This is a genomic window from Microbacterium sp. MRS-1 (assembly GCF_000585455.1).
Classification (GTDB): Bacteria; Actinomycetota; Actinomycetes; order Actinomycetales; family Microbacteriaceae; genus Microbacterium; species Microbacterium laevaniformans.
In genome coordinates this window covers 42514-66070 of record NZ_JAUF01000035.1, presented here as the reverse complement: position 1 = coordinate 66070, position 23557 = coordinate 42514, and the positions used below count along the sequence as shown (strand labels likewise).

The following is a 23557-nucleotide window of genomic DNA, read 5'->3' as shown; positions in this document are numbered from 1 at the left end:
CTCTCGGGTGACGACGCCGGCTTCCTCGACGACCTATCTCCTCGCCGGCGGCGGCACCGCCGGGCACGTGAATCCGCTGCTCGCGGTCGCCGACGGGTTGCGGGCGAGGGATGCCGCGGCATCCGTGCTCGTCCTCGGCACGCGCGAAGGGCTCGAAGCCCGTCTCGTGCCCGAACGCGGATACGAGCTGCTGATCGTCGACAAGGTCCCCTTTCCGCGTCGGCCGAACCTCGCCGCGCTCCGGTTCCCGCTGGCGTGGCATCGCGCCGTCGGGCAGGTGCGGCGGCACATCCGCGACCGCCGGGTCGATGTGGTCGCCGGCTTCGGCGGATACGCCTCGGCTCCCGCGTATGTGGCCGCCCGCCGCGAAGGCGTGCCGTACGTCGTGCACGAGGCCAACGCGCGCCCTGGACTGGCGAACATCTTGGGCGCCCGGCGCGCGGCGGGCGTGGGAGCGGCGTTCCCCGACACCCCGCTGCGCGGCGCCCAGACGGTCGGTATGCCGTTGCGCGCGGAGATCGTCGAGCTCGATCGCACGACGATGCGCGACGAGGCGGCGCGCTTCTTCGGCCTCGACCCGGCCCGTCCCGTGCTCCTCGTGTTCGGCGGATCGTTGGGCGCGCGCCGGCTCAACGAGACGTTCGCCGCGGCATGGCCCGCGGTCATCGACGCCGGCTGGCAGCTGCTGCACGCCGCGGGGGAGCGCGACCCGATCGTCGACCCGGGACACCCCGACTACCGGATCGTTCCCTACCTCGACCGGATGGACCTCGCGCTGGCGCTGGCGGATCTCGTGGTCTCGCGCTCGGGCGCGGCCACCGTGAGCGAGGTGTCGGCTCTCGGCATCCCCGCGGTGTACGTGCCGTACGCCGTCGGCAACGGAGAACAGGCGCTCAACGCGCGCGGAGCCGTGGCCGCCGGCGCCGCACAGCTGATCGAGGATGCCGCGTTCAGCCCCGACCGCGTGCGTGAGCAGATCGTGCCGCTGCTGCGCGACGACGCGGCGCTGTCGGCGATGCGTGCCGCGGCGCAGGCGCGAACCGCCGCCGCGCGTGCCGGCACGGCCTCGGTGATCGCAATGCTGGATCGGGCGCTCGCGGGCTGAGCGTGTATGGCGGGGCCGATCGGTTTCGTCCGTCCTGTTCTGTCGCTGCGCGTGCCGCACCGCGACAAGTGGGGACGGATGAGGCTCAGGGAGCGGTGGGCGCGCTGCGCAACGCGGCGTGAACGAGCGCGAGAGCCTGCTCGGGATCGATGCGCAGCGTGCGGACCTGGTCGACGAAGCTCGCGGCGGCGCGCTGCGCTTCCCGGAGGGCCGCGTCACCCTGCGGGGCGACGAAGGTGCCGTTGCGTCCGCGTGTCTCGATGATGCCGGCCGATTCGAGCTCGCGGTAGGCGCGCGCGACGGTGCCGGGTGCGAGGCCGAGATCCTCGGCCAGTCGGCGCACGGTCGGCAGACGGGTGCCGGGGGACAGTGCGCCGCTCGACACGTCGTCGATCAGCTGGCGCCGCAGCTGCTCGAACGGGGGCACCGCGGATGCCGGGTCGATGACGATCATGCGAGGGAGCTTCCTGCGGGCACTGACTGAAGACGCGGGCGCGGACGCAGACGAGCGGGCAGCCCAGGGCTCGTCGTGGGGAAGACGAGCTGAAGGGCGAGCAGAGACCACACGATGATCTGTGACGCGAGGAAGCGGTCTCCGGTGATCGCCGTGACCACGAGCGCGGCGCTGATCACGCCGGGGGCCGCGCAGGCAATGCGGACACTGTGCAGGGTCGAGATTCGGAACAGATCGTCCCAGGCGAGCTCGATGGGGGTAGACGCCGGCTGCGCGCGTTCGAGCAGCATTCGCTCGAACCGGTGCACGAGGGGCACGCCGCTCACACCGAGCAGGCCGATGACGAGAGCCGCCACGGCGAGGCCGGGGGTGAACGAGGGCGAGGGATGCAGGAGAAGCCACGAGGCCCCGATCGCTGGGCAGAGGGACAGGATCGCGGTCGCCAGCCAGAGCGCCCGGCGCGTCACCCCGAGGTAATCCGCGGAGGTGAGTGCCCGCGTTCGCGCGACGCGACGCGAGAGCGGGTCCGGAGCGAAGAGGTGCGCGCGAACGCCGACGGCCGCGCTGACCAGGGCGGAGACGGTCAGCATGATCGGCAACAGGAACGTGATCGGGAAGTCGGGGTCCTTGCCGACCGGTGACAGCAGTCCCAGCGCCCCGAGTGCGACGCCGACCGCGGCACCGGTGGCAGCCGTGATCGCATCCTGGCGCAGGCGTGCGACGATCCGATCGGCGATCGGCGACTCCTGCAATGGCAGGTCGGCGTTCTCCGACCATCTGAGCGCTCGGCGTTCGCTGCGTGAGGGCAGGAGGGCCCACGCGAGGAAGCAGCCCGCGAGCACCCCACTGAGGGCGACGAGAACGATGTTCGTCGTCAGCGCGGTCTGCGGATCCATGACGCTTTTGTATCACCGTTCGTATCAACGTGTCCAGACAAGGTGGTGGTCGCGCTCAAGCCCGTTCGCACGCCGCGCGCCGCAGCATCCGCCCAGGCGGCCTCGACCTAGACTTGACGAGCCATGATTCGACCCGACCTGAGCCTGCCCATCCCCGAGGACATCACCGCCGCCCACTTCATCGGGATCGGTGGATCGGGCATGTCGGGGCTGGCCGGCATGTTCCTCGATCGGGGCATCCGCGTCTCGGGCTCCGACCGTGCCGACAGCGCCGCCCTGCGCGCTCTCGCTGCGCGGGGCGCCACGGTGCATGTCGGGCACGATGCGGCCAATCTCCCCGACGATGTCGACGCCGTGATCCACACCGGCGCCATCTGGCCGCAGAACCCGGAGTACGTGCTCGCGAAGGAGCGCGGGCTGCCCGTGATCCACCGCTCCCAGGCGCTGTACTGGCTGATCGGAGGGCGCAGGCTCGTGAGCGTCGCGGGGGCTCACGGCAAGACGACGTCCACCGGCATGCTCGTGACGGCGCTGCGTGCACTCGGAACGGCGCCGACGTTCGTGAACGGGGGCGTCATCGCCGATCTCGGTGTCTCCAGCGGCACGGGCGGGGATGAGCTGTTCGTCATCGAAGCCGACGAGTCCGACGGCACGTTCCTGCTGTACGACACGTCAGTCGCATTGATCACCAACGTCGATCCCGACCACCTCGACCACTGGGAGTCGCGCGACGCCTTCTACGACGGCTTCGTCCGCTTCGGCGACGCGGCACGAGAGGCCGTCGTCATCTCTGCCGACGACTCCGGCGCTCGCCGGGTCGCTCAGGCTCTTCGCCATGAGCGGATCGTGACGTTCGGGGAGGATGCCGCCGCCGACGTCCGTCTGAGCGACATCGTGACCGAAGGTCCCGTCTCGTTCGCGCTCACGCACGACGGCGAGACGGTGACCGGGCGGCTCGCCGTTCCGGGAGCCCACAACGCGGTCAACGCGGCGGGGGCCGTGGCGGTGCTGCTCACGCTCGGCTACGCCCTCGAGCCGGCCCTGCGTGCCGTGGAGGAGTTCGGGGGTACGGTGCGACGCTTCGAGCTCCACGGCGTCGAGCGCGGGGTGAGCGTCTACGACGACTACGCGCACCATCCCACCGAGGTGGCCGCCGCGCTCGCCGCGGCGCGCAGCGTCGTCGGCGACGGTCGCATCATCGCGATCCAGCAGCCGCACACATACTCGCGAACGCAGGAGATGTACCGCGAGTTCGCCGACGTGCTCGAGTCGTACGCAGATCACACCGTCATGCTCGACGTCTACGGGGCGCGCGAGGACCCGGTGCCCGGCGTGACGGGGGAGCTCGTGAGCGGAGCCTTCCGCGATCCCTCCAAGGTGCACTACGTGGCCGACTGGCAGGAGGCGGCCGAGTACACCGCGACCGTCGCGCGGGAGGGCGATTACGTCATCACGCTCGGTTGCGGCAACGTGTACCAGATCATCCCGCAGGTGCTCGAGGCGCTGTCGACGCCGACGGCGGAGGCATAGTCCATGCGGCGGCCGACGCCCCTCCCGGCGCCGGATCAGGCGGCGCCCGACCGTGAGTCGGCGCAGGATCGTGGCGTCGAGCCGCCCGTGCGTCAGGTCGGTCCACCCCGCCGGGCGGACGCTCCCGTCGAGGAAGACGTCGCGGACCGCGACGATCATCTCACCGCCCCGCTGATGCCCCTCTGGGTGTCGTCGTCGCCACGAATCGATGAGCCGGCGGATATCTCGGTCGGTGAGGAAGAAGCGCCTGTCGGCGTGCGCGAGGTGTGGGCGGCCGCACGGGCGAGACGCCGCGCGTTGCGCGCCGAGGTGCGGCGGTTCACCGCGCGCCAGCGTCGGCGGCGGATGGCCTGGATCGTCGCGGGCTCGGCGCTCCTTCTGCTCGTGCTGGGTACCCTCGGCGTCGCGTACAGCCCGCTCTTCGCGGTGCAGCAGATCACCGTCGTCGGCACATCGACGCTGGATCCCGCGTCCGTCGAGACCGCGCTGGACGGGCAGCTGGGCACTCCGCTGCCGCTGGTCGACTCCTCCGCCGTCAAGGCCGCTCTCGTGAAGTTCCCGCTCGTGGAGTCGTACTCGCTGGAAGCGCGACCGCCCCACGAGCTCGTGGTGCGCATCGTCGAGCGCACTCCGATCGGGTCCATTCAGACTCCCGCCGGCTTCACTCTGGTGGATGCCGCGGGTGTCGCCCTGTCGACCGCGCCCCAGCCGGCCGCAGGGCATCCCGTGCTCACCGTGACCGGCGGGCTCTCCTCACCCGCCTTCACTGCCGTCGGAACGGTCTTCCGAGCCCTCCCGGGCGACATCCGGGCTCAGGTCACCGCGATCGCGGCGACCTCTCCCAATGACGTCACCCTCACCCTCGGCTCCGGCGGAACCACGGTGGTCTGGGGCAACGCCGATGACTCGCCGCTGAAGGCCAAGAATCTCGCCGCGATCATGACGGCGCGCCCCGGGGCGCGCAGCTACGACGTGTCGTCGCCGAGCACGATCGTCGTTCGGTAGCACTCGACACGCTTTTCTGCGCGACACGCCCCCAGCCTCTCGGTCCGCGGGAGGGCTGCCGCATACCTTCAATCAAGGAATTGCATACTGAGCAATTCTTTAAACCTCAACTAGAGGTTCAAGGTTTAGCAGTCAGGGTTCGGGACACAATGGAGGCCGGCATGAGCCAGAACCAGAACTACCTCGCGGTGATCAAAGTCGTGGGTGTGGGTGGCGGCGGCGTGAACGCCGTCAATCGGATGATCGAGCTCGGGCTGCGGGGTGTCGAGTTCATCGCGGTGAACACCGACGCTCAGGCTCTGCTGATGAGCGACGCGGACGTCAAGCTCGACGTGGGTCGTGAGCTCACTCGCGGGCTCGGCGCCGGCGCCGATCCCGAGGTGGGCCGTCGCGCCGCCGAGGATCACGCGGAGGAGATCGAGGAAGCCCTCGCGGGTGCCGACATGGTCTTCGTCACCGCGGGCGAGGGCGGCGGTACGGGAACCGGCGGCGCACCCGTCGTCGCACGCATCGCGAAGTCGATCGGCGCGCTGACCATCGGTGTCGTCACCAAGCCCTTCAGCTTCGAGGGACGCCGCCGGCAGAGCCAGGCCGAGGCGGGCGTCGCGAAGCTCAAGGAGGAGGTCGACACCCTCATCGTCGTGCCCAACGACCGACTGCTGGAGATCAGCGACCGCGGCATCTCCATGATCGAGGCCTTCGCCACCGCCGACCAGGTGCTGCTCGCGGGTGTTCAGGGCATCACCGACCTGATCACCACGCCGGGTCTGATCAACCTCGACTTCGCCGACGTCAAGAGCGTCATGCAGGGTGCCGGCTCCGCCCTCATGGGCATCGGGTCTGCGCGCGGTGCCGACCGGGCCATCAAGGCCGCCGAGCTCGCGGTCGAGTCCCCCCTGCTGGAAGCGTCCATCGAAGGCGCGCACGGCGTCCTGCTGTCGATCCAGGGTGGATCCAACCTGGGCATCTTCGAGATCAATGACGCCGCACAGCTCGTCAAGGAGGCTGCGCACCCCGAGGCCAACATCATCTTCGGCACCGTCATCGACGACACGCTGGGCGATGAGGTGCGGGTCACGGTGATCGCCGCGGGCTTCGACGGTGGCGAGCCGCAGGCGCGCATCGAGCCCATCACCGCGGCGCGCCCAGCGGCGCCCCTGGTGCCGGCCGTGCCCGCCGAAGAGGCCGCACGAGAGGGTGCGGCGGTCGAGGACAAGCAGGCTGTCACCGTGTCGGCCCCCGTGGCGGAGTCCTACGACTCGGTGTACGGCGACGACGACCTGGACATTCCCGACTTCCTGAAGTGACCGCGCTGGCCGAACGACTCGCCGCCCTGGACGCCCGCATCGCGGATGCGGCCAGGGCGGTCGGTCGCGACCCCGGTGAGCTGACGCGCATCGTCGTCACCAAGTTCCACCCCGCGCGGCTGATCGACGATCTCGCCGCGCTCGGCGTGCACGACGTGGGCGAGAGTCGGCAACAGGAGTTGAGCGCCAAGCGGGCCGAGACGGCCGGCAGAGTCCACGACGTGCGATGGCACTTCATCGGGCAGCTGCAGACCAAGAAGGCCAAGGCGGTGCGCGCGGCATCCGACTGCGTGCACTCCGTCGACCGCGATCGCGTCGCCGACGCCCTGCATGCCGCCGATCCCGAGGGCAGTCCTCTCGACGTGTTCCTCCAGGTCAATCTCACGGACGATCCCGCCCGTGGGGGAGCGGCCCCGAGCGAGGTCGACGCCCTGGCGACGCACATCGCCGCGCGGTGCGCGTCGCTGCGCCTTCGCGGCGTCATGGCCGTCGCGCCGCTCGCGGCGGCGCCCGCGGAGGCGTTCGAACGTCTCGCCGGCGCGGCGGCGACGGTACGTCGCGTCGTTCCGGATGCCGCGTGGATGTCGGCGGGGATGTCGGGAGATTTCGCCGAAGCGATCGCCGCCGGCGCGACACACCTGCGGATCGGCACTGCAATCACGGGACCGCGCCCTGACCGCGGCTAGCCTCAGAACAGACGAGCAAACGGAGGAATGCGATGTCGAACCCGCTCAAGAAGACCATGGTGTACCTGGGCCTCGCCGATGAGGAAGAGGTCTACGAAGAGCCCGCTGCCGAGACGCCTGCTCGCCGTGAGCGCTCGAGCGAGCGCCCGATCGAGAAGGCGGCCCCTGTGACCCCGCTTCACCGTCCCGCCGTCGTGCGTCAGCCCACCGCAGGCACCGTCAGCGAGATTCTCACGGTGCACCCCAAGCAGTACCGCGACGCGCAGATCATCGCGGAGAACTTCCGCGACGGCATCCCGGTCATCATCAACCTCTCGCAGATGAGCGATGCCGACGCGCGGCGCCTCATCGACTTCGCGAGTGGGCTGTCGCTCGGCCTGTACGGTCGCATCGAGCGCGTGACGAGCAAGGTGTTCCTCCTCTCGCCCGAGAACGTCGCGATCTCCGGTGACGGCACGGTGGCTCAGGCCGACCCTGAGTCCGCGCCCTTCACTCAGTAGTCGTGGAGTTCATGCGCCTGGCGGCATTCGTCGTCGACGTCCTTCTCCTGCTCTACATCCTCGTGCTGCTGGCGAGACTCGTTCTCGAGTACATCCCGATGTTCAACCGCCAGTGGCGTCCGCGGGGATTCGGTCTCGTCTTCGCCGAGGCCGTCTTCACTCTCACCGATCCGCCGCTACGGTTCTTCCGCCGGCTGATTCCTCCGTTGCGGATCGGCCCTATCGCCCTCGACCTCGGTTTTCCGGTGACGATGTTGGCCTGCTTCGTGCTGCTGACGATCGTCCGCGTCATCGAGCGTCTCTAGCCCCCGTCGCACGCCCCACCACCGCCGACTACACTTGGTCAGTACGGCTCGCCGGTGGCGGGCCGACCGAATCGGCCCGCGTCGTGAGCCCCGAAAGAGGAAACACCATGGCTTTGACCCCGGAAGACGTCGTCACGAAGCAGTTCCAGCACGTGCGATTCAAGGAGGGTTTCGACCCGGATGAGGTCGACGACTTCCTGGACGAAATCGTCGTCGAGTGGCGTAAGACGATCGCCGAGAACGAAGAGCTGAAGGCGAAGCTCGCTGCGTACGAGTCCGGTGAGTCCTCTCCCGCGGAGGTCGTCGAGGAGTCTGCTCCCGCCGTCGTCGAGTCCGTTCCCGCTCCCGCGGTCGAGGCTCCCGCAGCCGGCGGCGTGGCCGCTTCTGCCGGCATCATCGAACTGGCCCAGCGCCTGCACGACGAGCACGTCGCCGAAGGCCAGGCCCAGCGCGACAAGCTCATCTCCGAGGCACAGGCCAAGGCCGCCTCGATCCTCGCCGAGGCCGAGGCCAAGGGCCGCGACGAGATGGCACGCCTCGAAAGCGAGCGCGTGACGCTCGAAGGCCGCATCAGCGAGCTGCGTCAGTTCGAGCGTGACTACCGCTCGCAGCTGCGCGGGTTCATCGAGGAGAAGCTCCGCGACCTCGACGTCGCCGGCGCCACCTCGGGCGCGTCCTCCGTCTCGGCTTCCTGAGCCCGGTGACGGACCACGCCACAGAGCGCAGTGCTCCGCGTCGGAGCCTGAACAGGGCAGCGGCCGGTGCCATCGTCGCGATTCTCGCGGCGCTGGTGCTGGCCGCTGACCAGTTCGCCAAGTATCTGGCCCTCACCACTCTTCCGTTCCAGCAGCCCGTGCCGGTCTGGGGCGACGCACTCCAGTTCTATCTGACACGCAACCCCGGCGCCGCCTTCTCCCTCCTCGAAGGTCAGACGTGGATCTTCACGATCGTCATGACGGTCGCCGCCGTCGTCATCGTCTCCCTGACGGTGACGCGGGTGCGTTCGCGTGTGTGGGCGATCGTGCTGGGTCTGCTGCTCGGCGGAATCCTGGGCAACCTCAGCGACCGCCTTTTCCGTGACCCCGGCTTCCTCGTCGGGCACGTCGTCGATTTCATCAACACGCCGTGGATGTGGCTGGGCATGAATCCCGCCATCTACAACGTCGCCGACATGTTCATCGTGACGATGATGATCGGCGTCGCGCTGTTGGTACTGATCGGCGTTCGCCTCGACGGCACTCGCGAGCGCCGCGCAGCCGACCAGTCCGCCGCGACGGAGCCCACCGCCACAGGTGCGGACGACACGACGACCGCTCCGCGCGAGGCCTGATGCCGTCTCGCGTCCTGCCCGTGCCCGACGGCCTCGACGGCTCCCGTGTGGATGCCGCGCTGGCCAAGATGCTGGGGTTCTCCCGCTCCTTCGCCGCTGAGGTCGCCGAGGCTGGCGGGGTGCGGATGGACGGCCGCGCGCTGGGCAAATCCGACCGCCTGCGCGCAGCGGGCTGGCTCGAGGTGGAGTGGGAGGAGCGGCGCGAACCGGAGATCGTCCCGGTGGCCGTCCCGGACCTCGGCATCGTCTACGACGACGATGAGATCGTGGTCGTCGACAAACCCTCCGGCGTCGCTGCGCATCCCTCCCTCGGTTGGGAAGGCCCGACCGTCCTCGGTGCGCTGGCGGCTGCCGGCTTCCGCATCGCCACCACGGGTGCCGCCGAGCGTCAGGGCGTCGTACACCGCCTCGATGTCGGTACGAGCGGCCTCATGGTCGTCGCCAAATCGGAGCGCGCGTACACCGCGCTCAAGCGCGCGTTCAAAGAGCGCGAGGTCGAGAAGATCTACCATGCCGTCGTGCAGGGGCACCCCGATCCGCTCTCCGGAACGATCGATGCGCCCATCGGTCGCCACCCGTCGCATTCGTGGAAGTTCGCCGTCACTCCCGACGGCAAGGACTCGATCACCCACTACGAGACGCTCGAGGCGTTCCCCTCGGCATCCCTCCTGGAGATCCATCTGGAGACGGGACGCACCCACCAGATCCGCGTGCACATGGCGGCCCATCGCCATCCGTGCGTGGGAGACCCGCTCTACGGCGCCGACCCGACGTTGTCGGCGCGCCTCGGGCTCACCCGGCAGTGGCTGCACGCGCACGAGCTCTCCTTCGCGCACCCGGCCACGACCGAATGGGTCACGTTCAGGAGCGATTATCCGGCCGATCTCGCGCACGCGCTGGACGTCCTCCGGGGCTGAGCTTCGACTCATGCCGGCGGACGTACGTAAGGGTGCCTAGCCTGGAGGGATGTCGCTGTCCGACCGTCCTTGGCTCTCCTCCTACGCGCCGGGGGTGCCCGCCGAGATCGAACCGGTCGCGCAGACCCTCGTCGACATGCTCGATGACTCCGTCCGCCGCTACCCGCGTCGGCCCGCATTGGAGTTCTTCGGAGCGGTCACCACGTATCGCGAACTCGGAGACCAGGTCGCCAGGGCAGCCGAGGGCTTGAGACGCCTGGGCGTCGCGCCCGGCGATCGCGTCGCGCTGATCCTCCCGAACTGCCCGCAGCATGTCGTCGCGTTCTACGCCGTGCTGCGGCTCGGCGCGATCGTCGTGGAACACAACCCGCGATACACCGCGCCGGAGCTGCGCCATCAGTTCGAAGTGCATCACGCGCGGGTTGCGATCGTGTGGGATGCCGTGGCCGACACGATCGCCGAGTTCCCCTCCGACATCCGCCCAAGCCAGGTCGTCGCGGTGCGGATGACCGACGCGATGCCGATCCGCACGCGGGCTGCCCTGCGTCTTCCCGTCGCGAAGGCGCGTGCCTCGAGGGCAGCGCTGACCACGACTCCCCGCGCGAAGGACGTGCTCACCTGGACACGGGTGGCGTCGCATCGCCCGGTGCGCCGGCGCACGCCGCGTCCGCAGCTCGACGACCTCGCCGCTCTGCAGCTGACGAGCGGCACCACGGGGGTCCCGAAAGCCGCCATGCTCACCCACCGCAACCTGCGCTCGAACGCGGCCCAGTCGGCCGCCTGGGTGCCGGATCTGGTGCCGGGGCGTGAGGTCTTCTACGCCGTGCTCCCGCTCTTCCACGCGTACGGTCTGACGTTGTGCTTGACCACGGCGCTCTCGCTCGGAGCGCGCATCGTGCTGTTTCCGACGTTCGACGTCACCCTCACCCTCGACGCGATGCGTCGCACGCCACCGACCTTCCTCGCCGCGGTACCGCCCATCTACGACGCCCTGGCGCGGGCTGCCGTGCGCGCCGGCATCGACCTCTCGAGCCTGCGCAACGCGATCTCCGGTGCCATGGCCCTGCCGCCGTCGACCGTGCTGCGGTGGGAGGAGGCGACCCACGGCATCATCGTGGAGGGCTACGGCATGACCGAGTCGTCGCCGATCAGCGTCGGCAATCCGATGGGGCCGCTGCGCCGGCCGGGCACGGTCGGCGTGCCGTTCCCGAGCACCGAGATCCGCGTCGTGGACCCCGCGGATCCGACGCGTGACGTCGCCGACGGCGCCGAGGGCGAGCTTCTCGTGCGCGGACCCCAGGTCTTCCAGGGGTACTGGAACCGACCGGAAGATACGGCCAGCACGCTGCTGGCGGGCGGATGGCTGCGCACCGGCGACATCGTGACGGTGGATGCCGAGGGCTTCGTGACCGTCGTGGACCGCCTCAAGGAGCTGATCATCAGCGGCGGGTTCAACATCAGTCCGAGTGAGGTCGAGAACGCGCTGCTGCTGCATCCCGACGTCGCGGACGCGGCTGTCGTCGGCATCCCGCGCTCGGACGGGTCGGAGACGGTGACGGCGGCTGTGGTGATGCGCGAAGAGACGGTGTTCGACGCCGAAGAGCTGCGCTCGTTCGCACGCGCCCACCTGGCGGCGTACAAGGTTCCACGCTCAGTCGTCCAGGTGCCGGTGCTGCCGCGTTCTCTGGTCGGCAAGGTCATCCGCCGTCAGGTGCGCGCAGACATCCTCGCCGCCCGAGGGCGTTGACGCGTCAGCGCCCGCCGGAGAACGAAGCCGGATCGTCCTCGGCGATCGCCAACGCGATCTTGCGGACGTCGGCCGGATCCACCTCGGTCAGCTCGCCGAGTCCGTACCAGCCCACCTCGGTCAGTTCCCCGTCGGCGGGGAACGGCTCGCCCGACACCCAGTCGCAGCGGAAGACGAGGTCGAGGTAGTCGACCTGGTCCCCGTTGGCGTAGGTCGTGCGGGGCAGCTGGTGGACGAGAGCGAGACGCACGGCGCGCACGCCGATACCCGCCTCTTCCCGGCACTCGCGCACGGCCGCGTCGGCGGGCTCCTCGCCGGGATCGACGATGCCCGACACGCACTGCCATGCCCCGTTGTCCGCCCGCTTCCCGAGGAGCACCTTCTCGTCCTTGAACACCACGGCTGTCACGCCGACCAGCGGCAGCGGCGCCGTGCCGATCTTCTCGCGCAGTGACAGGACGAACTCGGGAGTGGCCATGGCCTCAGCCTAAGCGCCTCACCTTCAAGTTGAGGGTGAGGTGAGCTCGGCACAGGCGCCGGGCCGTCCGCCCGAGGATGTCCGAGGCCTTCGTAGACTCGATGTGTGGCAACCGACTCCTTCGTTCATCTGCACGTGCACAGCGAGTACTCGATGCTCGACGGAGCGGCCAAGATCGGGGCCATGACGCAGGCCGCGGCCGAGTATGGGATGCCGGCGATCGCCGTCACCGACCACGGCAACACATTCGCGGCGTTCGAGTTCTACAACGCGGCCAAGGCGGCCGGTGTGAAGCCCATCATCGGGCTGGAAGCGTACGTGACGCCGGGCACGCACCGCAGCGACAAGTCGAGAGTGGCGTGGGGCTCGCCCGATCAGAAGAGCGATGACGTCTCGGGATCGGGCGCGTACACCCATATGACGATGTGGAGCCAGAGCACGGAGGGGATGCACAACCTCTTCCGGCTGAGCTCGCTGTCGAGCATGGAGGGGTACTACTTCAAGCCGCGCATGGATCGGGAGCTGCTGCAGACGTACGGCAAGGGACTCATCGCGACGACCGGCTGCCCGTCGGGAGAGGTGCAGACACGTCTGCGCTTGGGGCAGTACGACGCCGCTCGTGCGGCCGCTGCGGAGTTCCAGGACATCTTCGGCAAGGAGAACTACTTCGCCGAGATCATGGACCACGGCCTGTCGATCGAGCGGCGCGTGATGACCGACCTCATCCGCCTCGCGAAGGACCTCGACATCCCGCTCGTCGCGACCAATGACTCGCACTACACGCACCAGCACGAGGCCGACGCTCACGAGGCCCTCCTGTGCGTGCAGTCCGGATCCACGCTCGACGATCCCAACCGATTCAAGTTCGACGGCGACGGCTACTACATCAAGACTGCCGCCGAGATGCGCCAGCTCTTCCGCGATCACCCCGAGGCCTGCGACAACACGCTGCTCATCGCGGAGCGATGCGAGGTGGAGTTCAACACCTCGGCGAACTACATGCCTCGGTTCCCGGTTCCGCAGGGGGAGACCGAGGACAGCTGGCTGATCAAAGAGGTCGAGGCGGGCCTGCACTACCGATATCCGGACGGCATCCCCGACAAGGTTCGCAAGCAGGCCGAGTACGAGACCGGCATCATCTTGCAGATGGGCTTCCCGGGGTACTTCCTCGTCGTCGCCGACTTCATCAACTGGGCGAAGGACAACGGCATCCGTGTCGGGCCCGGTCGCGGATCGGGAGCGGGCTCCATGGTGGCGTACGCCATGCGCATCACCGACCTCGACCCGCTCGAGCACGGGCTGATCTTCGAGCGCTTCCTCAACCCCGACCGTGTGTCCATGCCCGACTTCGACGTCGACTTCGACGATCGTCGCCGCGGCGAGGTGATCGACTATGTCACCGCCAAGTACGGCTCCGAACGCGTCGCCCAGATCGTCACCTACGGCACGATCAAATCGAAGCAGGCGCTCAAGGATGCCGGTCGCGTGCTCGGCTTCCCGTTCAGCATGGGGGAGCGGCTGACCAAGGCGATGCCGCCCGCCGTCATGGGCAAGGACATGCCGCTGTCCGGCATGTTCGACACCGCTCATCCGCGCTTCAAGGAGGCGAGCGAGTTCCGCTCGCTCATCGACACGGATCCCGACGCGAAGACCGTCTTCGACCGCGCGCTGGGCCTGGAAGGCCTGAAGAGGCAGTGGGGCGTGCATGCTGCCGGCGTGATCATGTCCAGCGAGCCGCTGCTGGACATCATCCCGATCATGCGCCGCGAGCAGGACGGCCAGATCGTCACCCAGTTCGACTATCCGTCGTGCGAGGCGCTCGGCCTCATCAAGATGGACTTCCTCGGGCTTCGCAACCTCACGATCATCTCGGACGCGCTCGACAACATCCGGATGAACCGCGGGGAGGAACTCGACCTGGAGCACCTGACGCTCGACGATCGCGCGGCGTACGACCTGCTCACGCGAGGAGACACCCTCGGTGTCTTCCAGCTCGACGGTGGTCCCATGCGTGCCCTGCTGCGGTTGATGAAACCGGACAACTTCGAGGACATCTCCGCCGTCATCGCCCTCTACCGTCCCGGCCCGATGGGCGCGAACTCGCACACCAACTACGCGCTGCGCAAGAACGGTCAGCAGCCGATCACTCCCATCCATCCCGAGCTCGAAGAGCCGCTGCGCGACATCCTCGACACCACCTACGGCCTGATCATCTATCAGGAGCAGGTCATGGCGATCGCGCAGAAGGTCGCCGGGTTCTCCCTCGGACAGGCCGACATCCTGCGTCGCGCGATGGGGAAGAAGAAGAAGTCCGAACTCGACAAGCAGTACGAGGGCTTCTCCGGAGGCATGAAGGAACGCGGTTATGGCGAAGGTGCCGTTCAGGCGCTCTGGGACATCCTGCTGCCCTTCTCCGACTACGCCTTCAACAAGGCCCACTCCGCCGCCTACGGTCTGGTCTCCTACTGGACGGCGTACCTGAAGGCCCACTATCCCGCCGAGTACATGGCGGCGCTGCTCACGAGCGTCGGAGACTCCAAGGACAAGATGGCCGTGTACCTCAACGAGTGTCGGCGAATGGGTATCCGGGTGCTCCCGCCCGATGTCAGCGAGTCGATCCGCTACTTCGCGGCCGTGGGCGAAGATATCCGCTTCGGGCTGGGCGCCGTCCGCAACGTCGGAGCGAACGTCGTCGACGGCATCGTCGAGGCCCGCGGCGACGAGGGATTCTCCAGCTTCCACCACTTCCTCGACACGGTGCCGATGCACGTCGCCAACAAGCGCACCGTCGAGTCGCTCATCAAGGCCGGCGCGTTCGACTCGATGGGCGACACACGGCGGGCTCTCCTCGAGGTGCACGAAGACGCGGTCGAGGCGGCGGTGGACCGCAAGCGCAACGAGGCTCAAGGCGCGATCGGCTTCGACTTCGACTCGCTCTACGACGCGGCAGAGGAAGCGGTGCCTCCGAAGGTGCCGCCCCGACCGGAGTGGACCAAGAAGGACAAGCTCGCCTTCGAGCGGGAGATGCTCGGGCTGTACGTGTCCGACCATCCGCTCGCCGGGCTCGAGATCCCGCTGGCCAAGCACGCGTCCACGTCCATCCACGATCTTCTGGCCTCGGACGATGTCCACGACGGCGATATCGTCACGGTGGCGGGCCTCGTGACGAGCGTCCAGCACCGCGTCGCGAAGCAGAGCGGCAACCCCTACGGCATGATCACGGTCGAGGACTTCGACGGCGAAGTGACCGTGATGTTCATGGGCAAGACCTATACCGAGTTCCAGTCCATGCTCATCGCCGACAGCATCCTGGTGGTACGCGGTCGTGTCTCCCGACGCGATGATGGGCTGAACCTGCACGGCCAGTCGGCGTTCTCGCCCGACCTCGGCTCCGTCGACGCCACGGGTTCCCTCGTGCTCCTCATGCCCGAGCACCGCGCGACGGAGACGACGGTGACGCAACTGGCTCAGGTGTTCTCACGGCACCCCGGCGACACCGAGGTCACCCTCAAGCTGCACAAGAGCGGTGTCGCGAAGGTGTTCGAGGTGCCGGCCCAGGTGCGTGTCACCGTCGACCTGTACGGAGAGCTGAAGGGGCTTCTCGGACCGCAGTGTCTGGGGTGAGCCTGGGATCGGCCGAGTAGGATCCCAATCGAGTTCTGTTCCGGAAGGATGCGTGACGTGACCGACGAGAAGCCCACACCCCAGACCGCCGGTGAAAGCACACCGGACGAGTACGACGCCCCCGCGATCGCGGAGTCCGCAGGCGCTGAGGCGCGTGCCGACGATGAGACCCCGGTCTCGCACGCCGCCGCCAGCCCCGAGTCCGATGAGCCTGCCGCGACCCCCACGCCGGACGTTTCGACCGTCACCTTCGCCGAGGCGTTCGAGGCGATGACCGACGGGCCGGACGGCGTAGACGAGGCTGCTCCTGCGCAGTACGGGGTGGGGCCGTTCTCGATCCGTGAGGTGTCTCTCGGTGCGGTCTGGCTCGTCGCGTTCGTCGTCTCCTTCTTCCCGATCTACAGCTACGGCAACGGCGGGTGGGGAAAGTCGGTGTGGACGGGTATCGACTGGCTGCTCACGATCGGCGTGCCGACCGTCGCGGTGTTCCTCATCGGCCTGCGCCGGCTGTCGCCCCAGGGCATCCGCCGAGTCGGCTCGCTCGGCATCGATCAGTTCGCCTCGGTCGCCTTCTCGGTCTCGTCGATCATCTGGCTCGGCATCCTCTGGAGCTCGTTCGTCTCGGTGGGCGGAGGAAGCGTCTTCCTCGCGACCTGGGTCGTCTGGGCGGAGTTCATCCTCATGCTGGCCGGCGTCGTGCTCACCGTCTTCGCGCCGCTTCTGCCGACCATCGGCGAGGACTTCCAGCATCGCTCGCAGGTGCCCGCCCACCGGTATGCGAGCCCCGCTCGCCCTGTCGTAGCCCGTCCTGCGACGCAGCGGGCGCCGTACTCGGGCCCCGTCGCGACGCCGCTGACCGACGCCCACGCTGACGGGGCCCAGAGCGATGGCGCCGCACCCGTCGCGGAGCCGACGTCGGAGACCACCGTCTTGGACGAGACGGTGCTCGCCCCGAGCCCGTCGCAGGCCTTCTGGGCCCTCGTTCCCGTCGAGCGCGACGTCGTCGATGAACACGGCACACCGCTGTTCCGCATCGGACCCACCGCCTGGGCGTTGGTCATCGAGGATCGCGGTGATCGCTTCGTCGTCCGTCACGAGGACGGCCGCATCGGCTACCTCACGGACGTCTCCGGCGTCACACGCGGGTAGCCTGGAACGATGCTCCGCACCATTGATGTGCGCGGTCGCGAGTTGACGACCGCGCAGTGGATTGCTGCTGTGCCCCGTGCTCAAGCCGCCCGCGCCGAAGCCCTCCAGGCGGCCTTCGAGATCGTCGACGACGTGCGCCTGCGCGGAGAAGCGGCGCTGCGGGAGCAGGCGGCGCGCTTCGATCGCGTCGAGGATCACGCCATTCGCGTTCCCGCCGCGCACCTCGACGACGCGCTCGAGCGTCTCGACCCGGGGGTACGGCGAGCGATCGAGGAGATGATCCGCCGCGTGCGGCTGGCCTCTGCCGCCCAGGTTCCCGCTGCGGCGATGACCGAGATCGTCCCCGGCGGCCGCGTCGAACAGCGCTGGCAGCCCGTTCGCCGCGCGGGTGTCTACGTGCCCGGCGGCAAGGCGGTGTATCCGTCGAGCGTCGTCATGAACGTCGTTCCCGCTCAGGTCGCCGGCGTCGGCGAGGTCGCGCTCGCGTCGCCGCCCCAAGCCGATGCGGACGGAAGGGTGCATCCCGACATCCTCGCCGCCGCGCGACTTCTCGGCGTGACGGAGGTCTACGCCATGGGCGGGGCCGGCGCGGTCGGCGCCTACGCGTACGGCGTGGACAGCATCGGCCTGGAGCCCGTCGACGTCGTCACCGGCCCTGGCAACAACTTCGTCGCAGCGGCCAAGCGCGCCGTCGGCGGGCTCGTCGGAACGGATTCCGAAGCCGGCGCGACGGAGATCCTGATCGTCGCCGATGAGCACGCCGATGCTGCACTGGTCGCCGTCGATCTCATCAGTCAGGCCGAGCACGACGAGCAGGCATCGGCGGTGCTCGTCACCTGGTCGCAGGAGTTGGCGGATCGTGTGCGTGCTGAGGTCGTGGAGCGGGTCTCACGCACCCGCAACGCGGCCCGCGCGACCGAGGCGCTCAACGGTCCGCAGTCGGCAGTCGTCCTGGTCGATGATCTCGCGGCAGCCACGGCCTTCAGCAACGCGTACGCACCGGAGCATCTCGAACTGCACCTGCGCGACCCTCGTCCGGAGGACTTCGTCAATGCCGGTGCGGTGTTCGTCGGTGCGTATTCGCCCGTGAGTCTCGGGGACTACCTGGCCGGTAGCAACCACGTGCTCCCGACGGGCGGGCAGCCGCGGTACGCGGCGGGCCTGTCGGCGGCGACGTTTCTGCGTCCGCAGCAGGTCATCGTGTACGACCGCGAAGCGCTGCGGGCGGCCCACGACGACATCGTCGCTCTGGCGGTCGCCGAGGCGCTGCCGGCGCACGGCGAAGCGGTCACTGCGCGGTTCGCGGACCTTTCGGCGGGGGAGTGACGCGTGCATTGCCCGTTCTGCCGTCACGCCGATTCGCGCGTGATCGATTCCCGTACCAGCGATGACGGTCTCAGCATCCGCCGTCGCCGCCAATGCCCGCAGTGCGGCGGCCGGTTCACGACCGTCGAGACCGCCAGTCTCAACGTCATCAAGCGCTCCGGCGTCATCGAGCCGTTCAGTCGCGAGAAGGTGATGTCCGGCGTTCGCAAAGCCTGCCAGGGACGTCCGGTGACCGAAGGCGATCTGGCGATGCTCGCTCAAGCGGTGGAGGAGGCGGTACGCCAGACCGGCGCGTCGCAGATCGACACGAACGAGATCGGTCTGACCATCCTCGGCCCGCTGCGCGACCTCGACGAGGTGGCCTATCTGCGCTTCGCCAGCGTGTACCAGGCTTTCGACTCGCTGGAGGACTTCGAGGCGTCGATCGCACAGCTGCGTGCCGACCACGCGGCGGAGGCGACGGAGTAGTCACGGCCGTCGCGCGCGCGACGACCCTGGGCGCGCCCTAGGCTGAGATCCGATGTACGCCTTCATCTTCCGCACCGTCTTCGCGCACATGGACCCCGAGCGGGCCCATCACCTCGTCATCCCCGTGATCCGTGCGTTCGGGATCTGGCCGCTGCGTCCGATCATGCGCGCGCTGACGGCACCCGACCCGTCGCTGCGCACGCGTGCACTGGGGCTCGACTTCGATTCACCGTTCGGCGTCGCCGCCGGCTTCGACAAGAACGCCGTCATGAGCGAGGGGCTGTACGCGCTCGGCTTCGGTCATGTCGAAGTGGGCACCGTGACGGCAGTGCCGCAGGAGGGGAACCCGCGTCCGCGGCTGTTCCGCCTCATCGCCGACCGGGGCCTCATCAACCGGATGGGCTTCAACAACGCCGGTGCCGCCGCCGCCGCCCAAAGGCTCGGCCGCTCGCGACGTCGACCCCGTCGCGCCGTGCTCGGGGCGAACATCGGCAAGAGTCGCGTCGTCGATGTCGAGCACGCGACCGCCGACTACGTCACCAGCACGAAGCTGGTCGCCCCCGTCGCGGACTACCTCGTCGTCAACGTCTCCTCACCCAACACCCCCGGTCTGCGTGGGCTGCAGGCCGTGGAGACGTTGCGCCCTCTGCTGGAGGCGGTTCGGGATGCCGCGGGCACCACGCCGCTGCTCGTGAAGATCGCTCCCGACCTTCCCGACGAGGAGGTCGAGGCGGTGGCGCGTCTGGCGGTCGACCTCGGCCTGGCCGGGCTCGTCGCGACCAATACGACGATTTCACGCGAAGGCCTCACGGCGGACGCCTCCGCTGTTGCGGCGATGGGTGCGGGCGGCCTCTCAGGGGCCCCGCTGCGCGGTCGGGCGCTGGACGTGCTGAGGGTCGTCCGCGCGGTCGTGCCCGACGAGTTCTGCGTCATCGCCGCCGGGGGCGTCGAGAGTGCGGCCGACGTCCAGGAGCGGCTGGATGCCGGGGCCACCCTCGTACAGGGATACACCGGCTTCATCTACCGCGGGCCCCTCTGGGCGCGTCAGATCAACCGAGGGCTGGTGGCGGCGCGCCGGACCCGCTGACCGTGTTCGTCGGCGCGCTCCGCGTGTAGCGCAGAGTGCCGCGCCGCTCGTGGGGGCGCAGTCCAGACTCCTCGAGTACCCGGCGCATCCGGTGCATGAGCGGCGGCAGCTGTGAAGCTCTACCGTTTCGCTGGCGCACCATGCCGACGAGGAATGTCTCGCGGCGGGTCGCGGTGTGCACCTCGAAGCACGCAGTATCGCCTTGCGAGCGCCAGATCACGCTCTGGATCATCGGGTACGGAACGGTCCAGCGGTCCTCGGCATCCACGACGAGCGCCCCGGTGTGCCACCGAAGCGTCACGGGGAGGCGCCGACTGTTGACGACTCCCCAGATCGCCGCGTACACCGGCATCCCGACGAAGAGGCCCAAAGCGACGACGATCATGAGCGGGGGCAGGCGGAGGAGCCAGCGTTCGGTGACGATCACGACCACCGCGCTGAGTGCGCCGACGACGACCACCGCTCCGACGGCGAGAGCCGTCAGCGCCGCTGTCGTGAAGCGCGCGGCGTTCACCGTGACTTCGGGACGACGATCCGCCCCGCTCCACGTGGGCTCCGCCAGGGCCGCCGCGCGTCGCTCGGCGGCGCGGTCGAACCGTCCGGAGATTCGACCGAGGAGGGTGATCAGCACCCATCCACCGGCCGGTGGGATGCCGAGCGCGACGACGGAAAGTGAGCGAGGCCACGGTTCCGGCAGCGATCCGAGGGTCCGGATGAGGGGAGTGGTCGATGCCAGCAGTGCGATGCCCCCGGGGGCGAGTGCGACGTGCCCTCCCCACTGCCACCGCTCTGGCCAGGCGTTCAGCGCATTGACGAGGGCGAAACCGACTGCCCAGCCGCCGATGATGACGCAGAGGTACGCCGAGAATCCGCCGTCGCTCGTCGGAGTGACGAGCAGTGCGCCCGCGGCGCAGAGCACGACGCCCATGAGTGCGGGCACGACGACGAACCAGACTCGCCACTGGTGCGCGGCGCGAGGAGTGGACTGCTCCGTCGGCCTCCGACTCGTCGTCGCGCCGTCGGTAGGGGAGTCCGGCATCGTCGAGGACGTCTCAGACGGGTCGGCCGCCGCGCTTGACCTGCGGCTTGGGCAGCCGCATGAAGCGCATCTGGATCGTGCGCATGCCGGCGTACCAGCCGAGACCCTTCTCGGTGCGGTCGGCGAACTTCTCGCGAGCGAGTTTCTTGACCCGCACGCTCGTGATGATCATGTCGACGACGACGACGAGGATGTAGAGCCAGAGTGCGGCGAACCCGTAGTAGACGATGGCGGTGTTCGGAATGAGGCTCAGCAGGATCACGATCAGCATGAGCGGCATGAGCAGCTCGCCCGGGTGCCACCCGCCGTCGACGACGTCGCGGACGAACCGGCGCTGCGGGCCACGGTCGCGAACGGGCAGGTACTTCTCCTCGCCGTTCGCCATGCCGATGCGGGCACGCTCGCGCTGCGAGGCCAGCTCGGCCTTCGCGCGGGCCCGCGCCTCCTTCGTGTCGGCGACGAGAGGACGCTTGCGGGCGGCCTCCTGCTCGGCTCGCGACGGCGTCGGACGGTGCTTGCCGGGTCCGGTCGGGACGGTGGCGTCGGCGTCGGGAGCGGCGGGGTTCTTGGCCACGGTGTGGATCCTCGTTGTCATCACGGGTGGTGCGCACGCGCGGGAACGCGCGGCAGCTGCGCTCTAAGATTACCCGCATGAGCTCGGAGCTGTCCCGTCGTACCGCCGTCCGCGATGCCGCCGAGGCGGCCGTCCCCGCCGCCCTCGCCGATCTGGGGCGACTCGTGCGCATTCCGTCGGTGGCGTTCCCCGGTTTCGATCGGGCCGAGGTCGCACGCAGCGCCGATGCGGTTGCTGAACTTCTCGAGCAGCTCGGCATCTTCGAGCGCGTCGAGGTGAAGACCGCGATCGTTCCCGAGACGGGAGCGGAGGGGATGCCCGCGGTCCTCGCGACGCGTGCAGCGCGCAACGGGCGTCCGACGATTCTGCTGTACGCGCACCACGACGTTCAGCCCGTCGGCGACGAGTCGCTCTGGGAGACGCCGCCCTTCGAGCCGACGGTACGCGGTGGACGCCTCTACGGACGCGGAGCCGCCGACGACAAGGCCGGGATCATGGCGCACGTCGGCGCCCTCCGCGCTCTCGTCGACGCGTGCGGCGGCGACGTCGATCTCGGTGTGAACCTCTTCATCGAGGGCGAAGAGGAAGCCGGTTCGGCATCCTTCGCGCAGTTCCTCCGCGACAACGCCGACGCGCTGCGCGCGGACGTCATCGTCGTCGCCGATTCCGGCAACTGGGATGCGACGACTCCGGCCCTCACGGTATCGCTGCGCGGCAACGCACGCTTCACCATGACCGTGCGCACACTTGAGCACGCGTCCCACTCCGGCATGTTCGGCGGTGCGGTGCCCGATGCGATGCTGGCGACGGTGAAGCTGCTCGCCACGATGTGGGACGACGACGGTGCGGTCTGCGTCGCCGGGCTCACCGAGCGCGAGGCAGCGACTCCCGACTACTCCGAGGAGACCCTGCGCGATGAGGCCGGACTTCCCGAGGGTGTGAGCCCGATCGGACGCGGCTCGATCCTCAGCCGCATCTGGAACAAGCCGTCCATCACCGTCACCGGCATCGATGCTCCCAGTGTGAAGAACGCGTCGAACACGCTCTCTCCCGAAGTCTCGGTCGTCATCAGCATGCGCGTGGCTCCCGGCCAGCCTGCCCGCGAGGCCTACGGGGCGCTCGAGGCCCACCTTCGCGCGCACGCCCCGTTCGGCGCAGAGCTCTCCTTCCGCGATGTCGACTGCGGCGACGCTTTCCTGGTCGACACCAGCGGGGCCGCGGTGACGTCGGCGCGCGACGCGCTGCGGGAGGGCTACGGCGTGGAGCCGGTCGACATCGGCGTCGGCGGATCGATCCCGTTCATCGCGGACCTGGTGCGCGAGTTCCCGGGCGCCCAGATCCTGGTGACCGGCGTGGAGGATCCACATGCACGGGCCCACAGCCCGAACGAGTCGCTCCACCTGGACACGTTCCGCCGCGCACTCGTGTCCGAGGCTCTGCTGCTCGAGGAGCTCGATCGCGGGTGACACGGCTCGCCGCCGTGCCGGCGCGCGGGCGTCATCGGCCCGGGGTGCCCGCTGCCGCGTAGAATCGAGAACGACCCGCCGTCTGATAACGGCTTCGATCATCACGAGGTTCCGGAGAGTGCCATGACCGACATCGCCACCAACACCCCCGTCGAGGCCACCACGGCTGCACACGGCGTTCTCCTGACGGACGCCGCGGCCGAGAAGGTGAAGAATCTCCTCCAGCAGGAGGGTCGCGACGACCTGCGTCTGCGCGTCGCGGTGCAGCCGGGCGGATGTTCGGGTCTGATCTACCAGCTCTACTTCGACGAGCGCTTCCTCGACGGCGATCAGGCCGTCGACTTCGACGGCGTCGAGGTCATCGTCGACGATATGTCCGTGCCGTACCTGGATGGCGCGACCATCGACTTCAAGGACACGATCTCCGAGCAGGGCTTCACGATCGACAACCCCAACGCCGCGGGCAGCTGCGCCTGCGGCGACAGCTTCCACTGATACGGGCGTCTCTGGTCAGGCCGGAAAAACCCCTCCGATAGTGGCAGACATCCTGGGCGGATGGCCTGA

At 69.0% G+C, this 23557-nt stretch carries 23 protein-coding genes; 18 read left to right on the top strand and 5 right to left on the bottom strand.

Going from position 1 to position 23557, the window contains the following annotated elements:
- Positions 1–7 precede the first annotated feature (7 nt).
- A complete protein-coding gene (locus tag AS96_RS08060; protein ID WP_036288048.1) occupies positions 8–1105 on the top strand; it encodes a UDP-N-acetylglucosamine--N-acetylmuramyl-(pentapeptide) pyrophosphoryl-undecaprenol N-acetylglucosamine transferase in 1098 nt (365 codons plus the stop codon).
- Between the two features lie 85 nt (positions 1106–1190).
- On the opposite strand, the gene AS96_RS08055 is transcribed toward AS96_RS08060, so the two are convergent.
- Both AS96_RS08055 and AS96_RS08050 read right to left on the bottom strand, forming a co-directional pair.
- Positions 1191–1559, bottom strand: coding sequence for a GntR family transcriptional regulator (locus tag AS96_RS08055; protein ID WP_036288045.1), 369 nt, complete (start codon positions 1557–1559; stop codon positions 1191–1193).
- Positions 1556–2455 (bottom strand): hypothetical protein, encoded by a 900-nt coding sequence (locus AS96_RS08050; protein WP_036288041.1) that lies wholly within the window; start codon positions 2453–2455, stop codon positions 1556–1558. Before AS96_RS08050 ends, AS96_RS08055 begins: the two co-directional genes overlap by 4 nt.
- A 123-nt stretch (positions 2456–2578) precedes the next feature.
- Here AS96_RS08050 and murC point away from each other — a divergent pair, with 123 nt between their 5' ends.
- From murC to AS96_RS08000, 10 genes are all read left to right on the top strand, one after another.
- Positions 2579–3985, top strand: coding sequence for a UDP-N-acetylmuramate--L-alanine ligase (gene murC / locus AS96_RS08045; RefSeq protein WP_036288039.1), 1407 nt, complete (start codon positions 2579–2581; stop codon positions 3983–3985).
- Positions 3986–3988: 3 nt separating this feature from the next.
- Positions 3989–4990: an FtsQ-type POTRA domain-containing protein gene (locus AS96_RS08040; protein ID WP_036288036.1), complete on the top strand. Its 1002-nt coding sequence runs from the start codon at positions 3989–3991 to the stop codon at positions 4988–4990.
- Positions 4991–5151: 161 nt separating this feature from the next.
- Positions 5152–6297, top strand: coding sequence for a cell division protein FtsZ (gene ftsZ / locus AS96_RS08035; RefSeq protein WP_036288033.1), 1146 nt, complete (start codon positions 5152–5154; stop codon positions 6295–6297).
- Complete coding sequence (locus tag AS96_RS08030; protein ID WP_036288030.1) at positions 6294–6983, top strand: YggS family pyridoxal phosphate-dependent enzyme; 690 nt, start codon at positions 6294–6296, stop codon at positions 6981–6983. Before ftsZ ends, AS96_RS08030 begins: the two co-directional genes overlap by 4 nt.
- A 32-nt stretch (positions 6984–7015) precedes the next feature.
- Positions 7016–7483 carry a cell division protein SepF gene (locus AS96_RS08025; protein ID WP_005049149.1) on the top strand — a complete coding sequence of 156 codons (468 nt, stop codon included), beginning with the start codon at positions 7016–7018 and terminating at the stop codon, positions 7481–7483.
- 2 nt (positions 7484–7485) lie between these two features.
- On the top strand, positions 7486–7788 hold the full coding sequence (locus AS96_RS08020) for a YggT family protein (RefSeq protein WP_081768000.1): 303 nt from the start codon (positions 7486–7488) through the stop codon (positions 7786–7788).
- A gap of 107 nt (positions 7789–7895) precedes the next feature.
- Positions 7896–8483, top strand: coding sequence for a DivIVA domain-containing protein (locus tag AS96_RS08015; RefSeq protein WP_036288027.1), 588 nt, complete (start codon positions 7896–7898; stop codon positions 8481–8483).
- A gap of 5 nt (positions 8484–8488) precedes the next feature.
- Positions 8489–9118 (top strand): signal peptidase II, encoded by a 630-nt coding sequence (locus AS96_RS08010; RefSeq protein ID WP_036288025.1) that lies wholly within the window; start codon positions 8489–8491, stop codon positions 9116–9118.
- Positions 9118–10035: an RluA family pseudouridine synthase gene (locus tag AS96_RS08005; protein WP_016465353.1), complete on the top strand. Its 918-nt coding sequence runs from the start codon at positions 9118–9120 to the stop codon at positions 10033–10035. The genes AS96_RS08010 and AS96_RS08005 overlap by 1 nt, the downstream gene beginning before the upstream one ends.
- 49 nt (positions 10036–10084) lie before the next feature.
- Positions 10085–11782, top strand: coding sequence for a long-chain-fatty-acid--CoA ligase (locus AS96_RS08000; protein ID WP_036288022.1), 1698 nt, complete (start codon positions 10085–10087; stop codon positions 11780–11782).
- A gap of 4 nt (positions 11783–11786) precedes the next feature.
- Here the strand turns inward: AS96_RS08000 and AS96_RS07995 are convergent, their stop codons facing one another.
- Complete coding sequence (locus AS96_RS07995) at positions 11787–12260, bottom strand: NUDIX hydrolase (RefSeq protein ID WP_016465351.1); 474 nt, start codon at positions 12258–12260, stop codon at positions 11787–11789.
- 153 nt (positions 12261–12413) lie between these two features.
- Between AS96_RS07995 and dnaE the strand changes: the two genes are divergently transcribed.
- The 5 genes from dnaE to AS96_RS07970 are packed head-to-tail and all read left to right on the top strand — an operon-like array spanning position 12414 to position 19914.
- Positions 12414–15884, top strand: coding sequence for a DNA polymerase III subunit alpha (gene dnaE, locus AS96_RS07990; RefSeq protein WP_051498797.1), 3471 nt, complete (start codon positions 12414–12416; stop codon positions 15882–15884).
- Between the two features lie 57 nt (positions 15885–15941).
- On the top strand, positions 15942–17033 hold the full coding sequence (locus AS96_RS07985) for a hypothetical protein (RefSeq protein WP_036288086.1): 1092 nt from the start codon (positions 15942–15944) through the stop codon (positions 17031–17033).
- Between the two features lie 9 nt (positions 17034–17042).
- Positions 17043–18359 carry a histidinol dehydrogenase gene (hisD, locus tag AS96_RS07980; RefSeq protein ID WP_036288016.1) on the top strand — a complete coding sequence of 439 codons (1317 nt, stop codon included), beginning with the start codon at positions 17043–17045 and terminating at the stop codon, positions 18357–18359.
- A gap of 3 nt (positions 18360–18362) precedes the next feature.
- Positions 18363–18827, top strand: a complete 465-nt coding sequence (gene nrdR / locus AS96_RS07975) for a transcriptional regulator NrdR (protein ID WP_036288013.1) — start codon at positions 18363–18365, stop codon at positions 18825–18827.
- A 52-nt stretch (positions 18828–18879) separates the two neighbouring features.
- Entirely contained in the window at positions 18880–19914 is a 1035-nt protein-coding gene (locus AS96_RS07970) for a quinone-dependent dihydroorotate dehydrogenase (RefSeq protein ID WP_036288001.1), read from the top strand.
- On the opposite strand, the gene AS96_RS07965 is transcribed toward AS96_RS07970, so the two are convergent.
- Together AS96_RS07965 and AS96_RS07960 are read right to left on the bottom strand one after the other, a co-directional pair.
- Positions 19877–20953 carry a hypothetical protein gene (locus AS96_RS07965; protein WP_051498796.1) on the bottom strand — a complete coding sequence of 359 codons (1077 nt, stop codon included), beginning with the start codon at positions 20951–20953 and terminating at the stop codon, positions 19877–19879. The genes AS96_RS07970 and AS96_RS07965 overlap by 38 nt on opposite strands.
- A 13-nt stretch (positions 20954–20966) precedes the next feature.
- Positions 20967–21527, bottom strand: a complete 561-nt coding sequence (locus tag AS96_RS07960) for a DUF3043 domain-containing protein (protein WP_036287998.1) — start codon at positions 21525–21527, stop codon at positions 20967–20969.
- 77 nt (positions 21528–21604) lie between these two features.
- Here AS96_RS07960 and AS96_RS07955 point away from each other — a divergent pair, with 77 nt between their 5' ends.
- A complete protein-coding gene (locus AS96_RS07955; RefSeq protein WP_036287995.1) occupies positions 21605–22993 on the top strand; it encodes a dipeptidase in 1389 nt (462 codons plus the stop codon).
- Between the two features lie 123 nt (positions 22994–23116).
- Positions 23117–23488: an iron-sulfur cluster insertion protein ErpA gene (gene erpA / locus AS96_RS07950; protein ID WP_036287992.1), complete on the top strand. Its 372-nt coding sequence runs from the start codon at positions 23117–23119 to the stop codon at positions 23486–23488.
- Positions 23489–23557: the final 69 nt, after the last annotated feature.

What these genes read in the sequence shown, in the direction of transcription:
- AS96_RS08040 (WP_036288036.1), top strand. Translation starts at nt 3,989, where the DNA reads ATGCGGCGGCCGACGCCCCTCCCGGCGCCGGATCAGGCGGCGCCCGAC.
- AS96_RS07995 (WP_016465351.1), bottom strand. Translation starts at nt 12,260, where the DNA reads ATGGCCACTCCCGAGTTCGTCCTGTCACTGCGCGAGAAGATCGGCACG.
- AS96_RS08000 (WP_036288022.1), top strand. Translation starts at nt 10,085, where the DNA reads ATGTCGCTGTCCGACCGTCCTTGGCTCTCCTCCTACGCGCCGGGGGTG.
- hisD (WP_036288016.1), top strand. Translation starts at nt 17,043, where the DNA reads ATGCTCCGCACCATTGATGTGCGCGGTCGCGAGTTGACGACCGCGCAG.
- AS96_RS07955 (WP_036287995.1), top strand. Translation starts at nt 21,605, where the DNA reads ATGAGCTCGGAGCTGTCCCGTCGTACCGCCGTCCGCGATGCCGCCGAG.
- AS96_RS08055 (WP_036288045.1), bottom strand. Translation starts at nt 1,559, where the DNA reads ATGATCGTCATCGACCCGGCATCCGCGGTGCCCCCGTTCGAGCAGCTG.
- AS96_RS07970 (WP_036288001.1), top strand. Translation starts at nt 18,880, where the DNA reads ATGTACGCCTTCATCTTCCGCACCGTCTTCGCGCACATGGACCCCGAG.
- AS96_RS08025 (WP_005049149.1), top strand. Translation starts at nt 7,016, where the DNA reads ATGTCGAACCCGCTCAAGAAGACCATGGTGTACCTGGGCCTCGCCGAT.
- murC (WP_036288039.1), top strand. Translation starts at nt 2,579, where the DNA reads ATGATTCGACCCGACCTGAGCCTGCCCATCCCCGAGGACATCACCGCC.
- AS96_RS08050 (WP_036288041.1), bottom strand. Translation starts at nt 2,455, where the DNA reads ATGGATCCGCAGACCGCGCTGACGACGAACATCGTTCTCGTCGCCCTC.
- dnaE (WP_051498797.1), top strand. Translation starts at nt 12,414, where the DNA reads ATGCTCGACGGAGCGGCCAAGATCGGGGCCATGACGCAGGCCGCGGCC.
- AS96_RS07965 (WP_051498796.1), bottom strand. Translation starts at nt 20,953, where the DNA reads ATGCCGGACTCCCCTACCGACGGCGCGACGACGAGTCGGAGGCCGACG.
- AS96_RS08015 (WP_036288027.1), top strand. Translation starts at nt 7,896, where the DNA reads ATGGCTTTGACCCCGGAAGACGTCGTCACGAAGCAGTTCCAGCACGTG.
- ftsZ (WP_036288033.1), top strand. Translation starts at nt 5,152, where the DNA reads ATGAGCCAGAACCAGAACTACCTCGCGGTGATCAAAGTCGTGGGTGTG.
- AS96_RS08005 (WP_016465353.1), top strand. Translation starts at nt 9,118, where the DNA reads ATGCCGTCTCGCGTCCTGCCCGTGCCCGACGGCCTCGACGGCTCCCGT.
- erpA (WP_036287992.1), top strand. Translation starts at nt 23,117, where the DNA reads ATGACCGACATCGCCACCAACACCCCCGTCGAGGCCACCACGGCTGCA.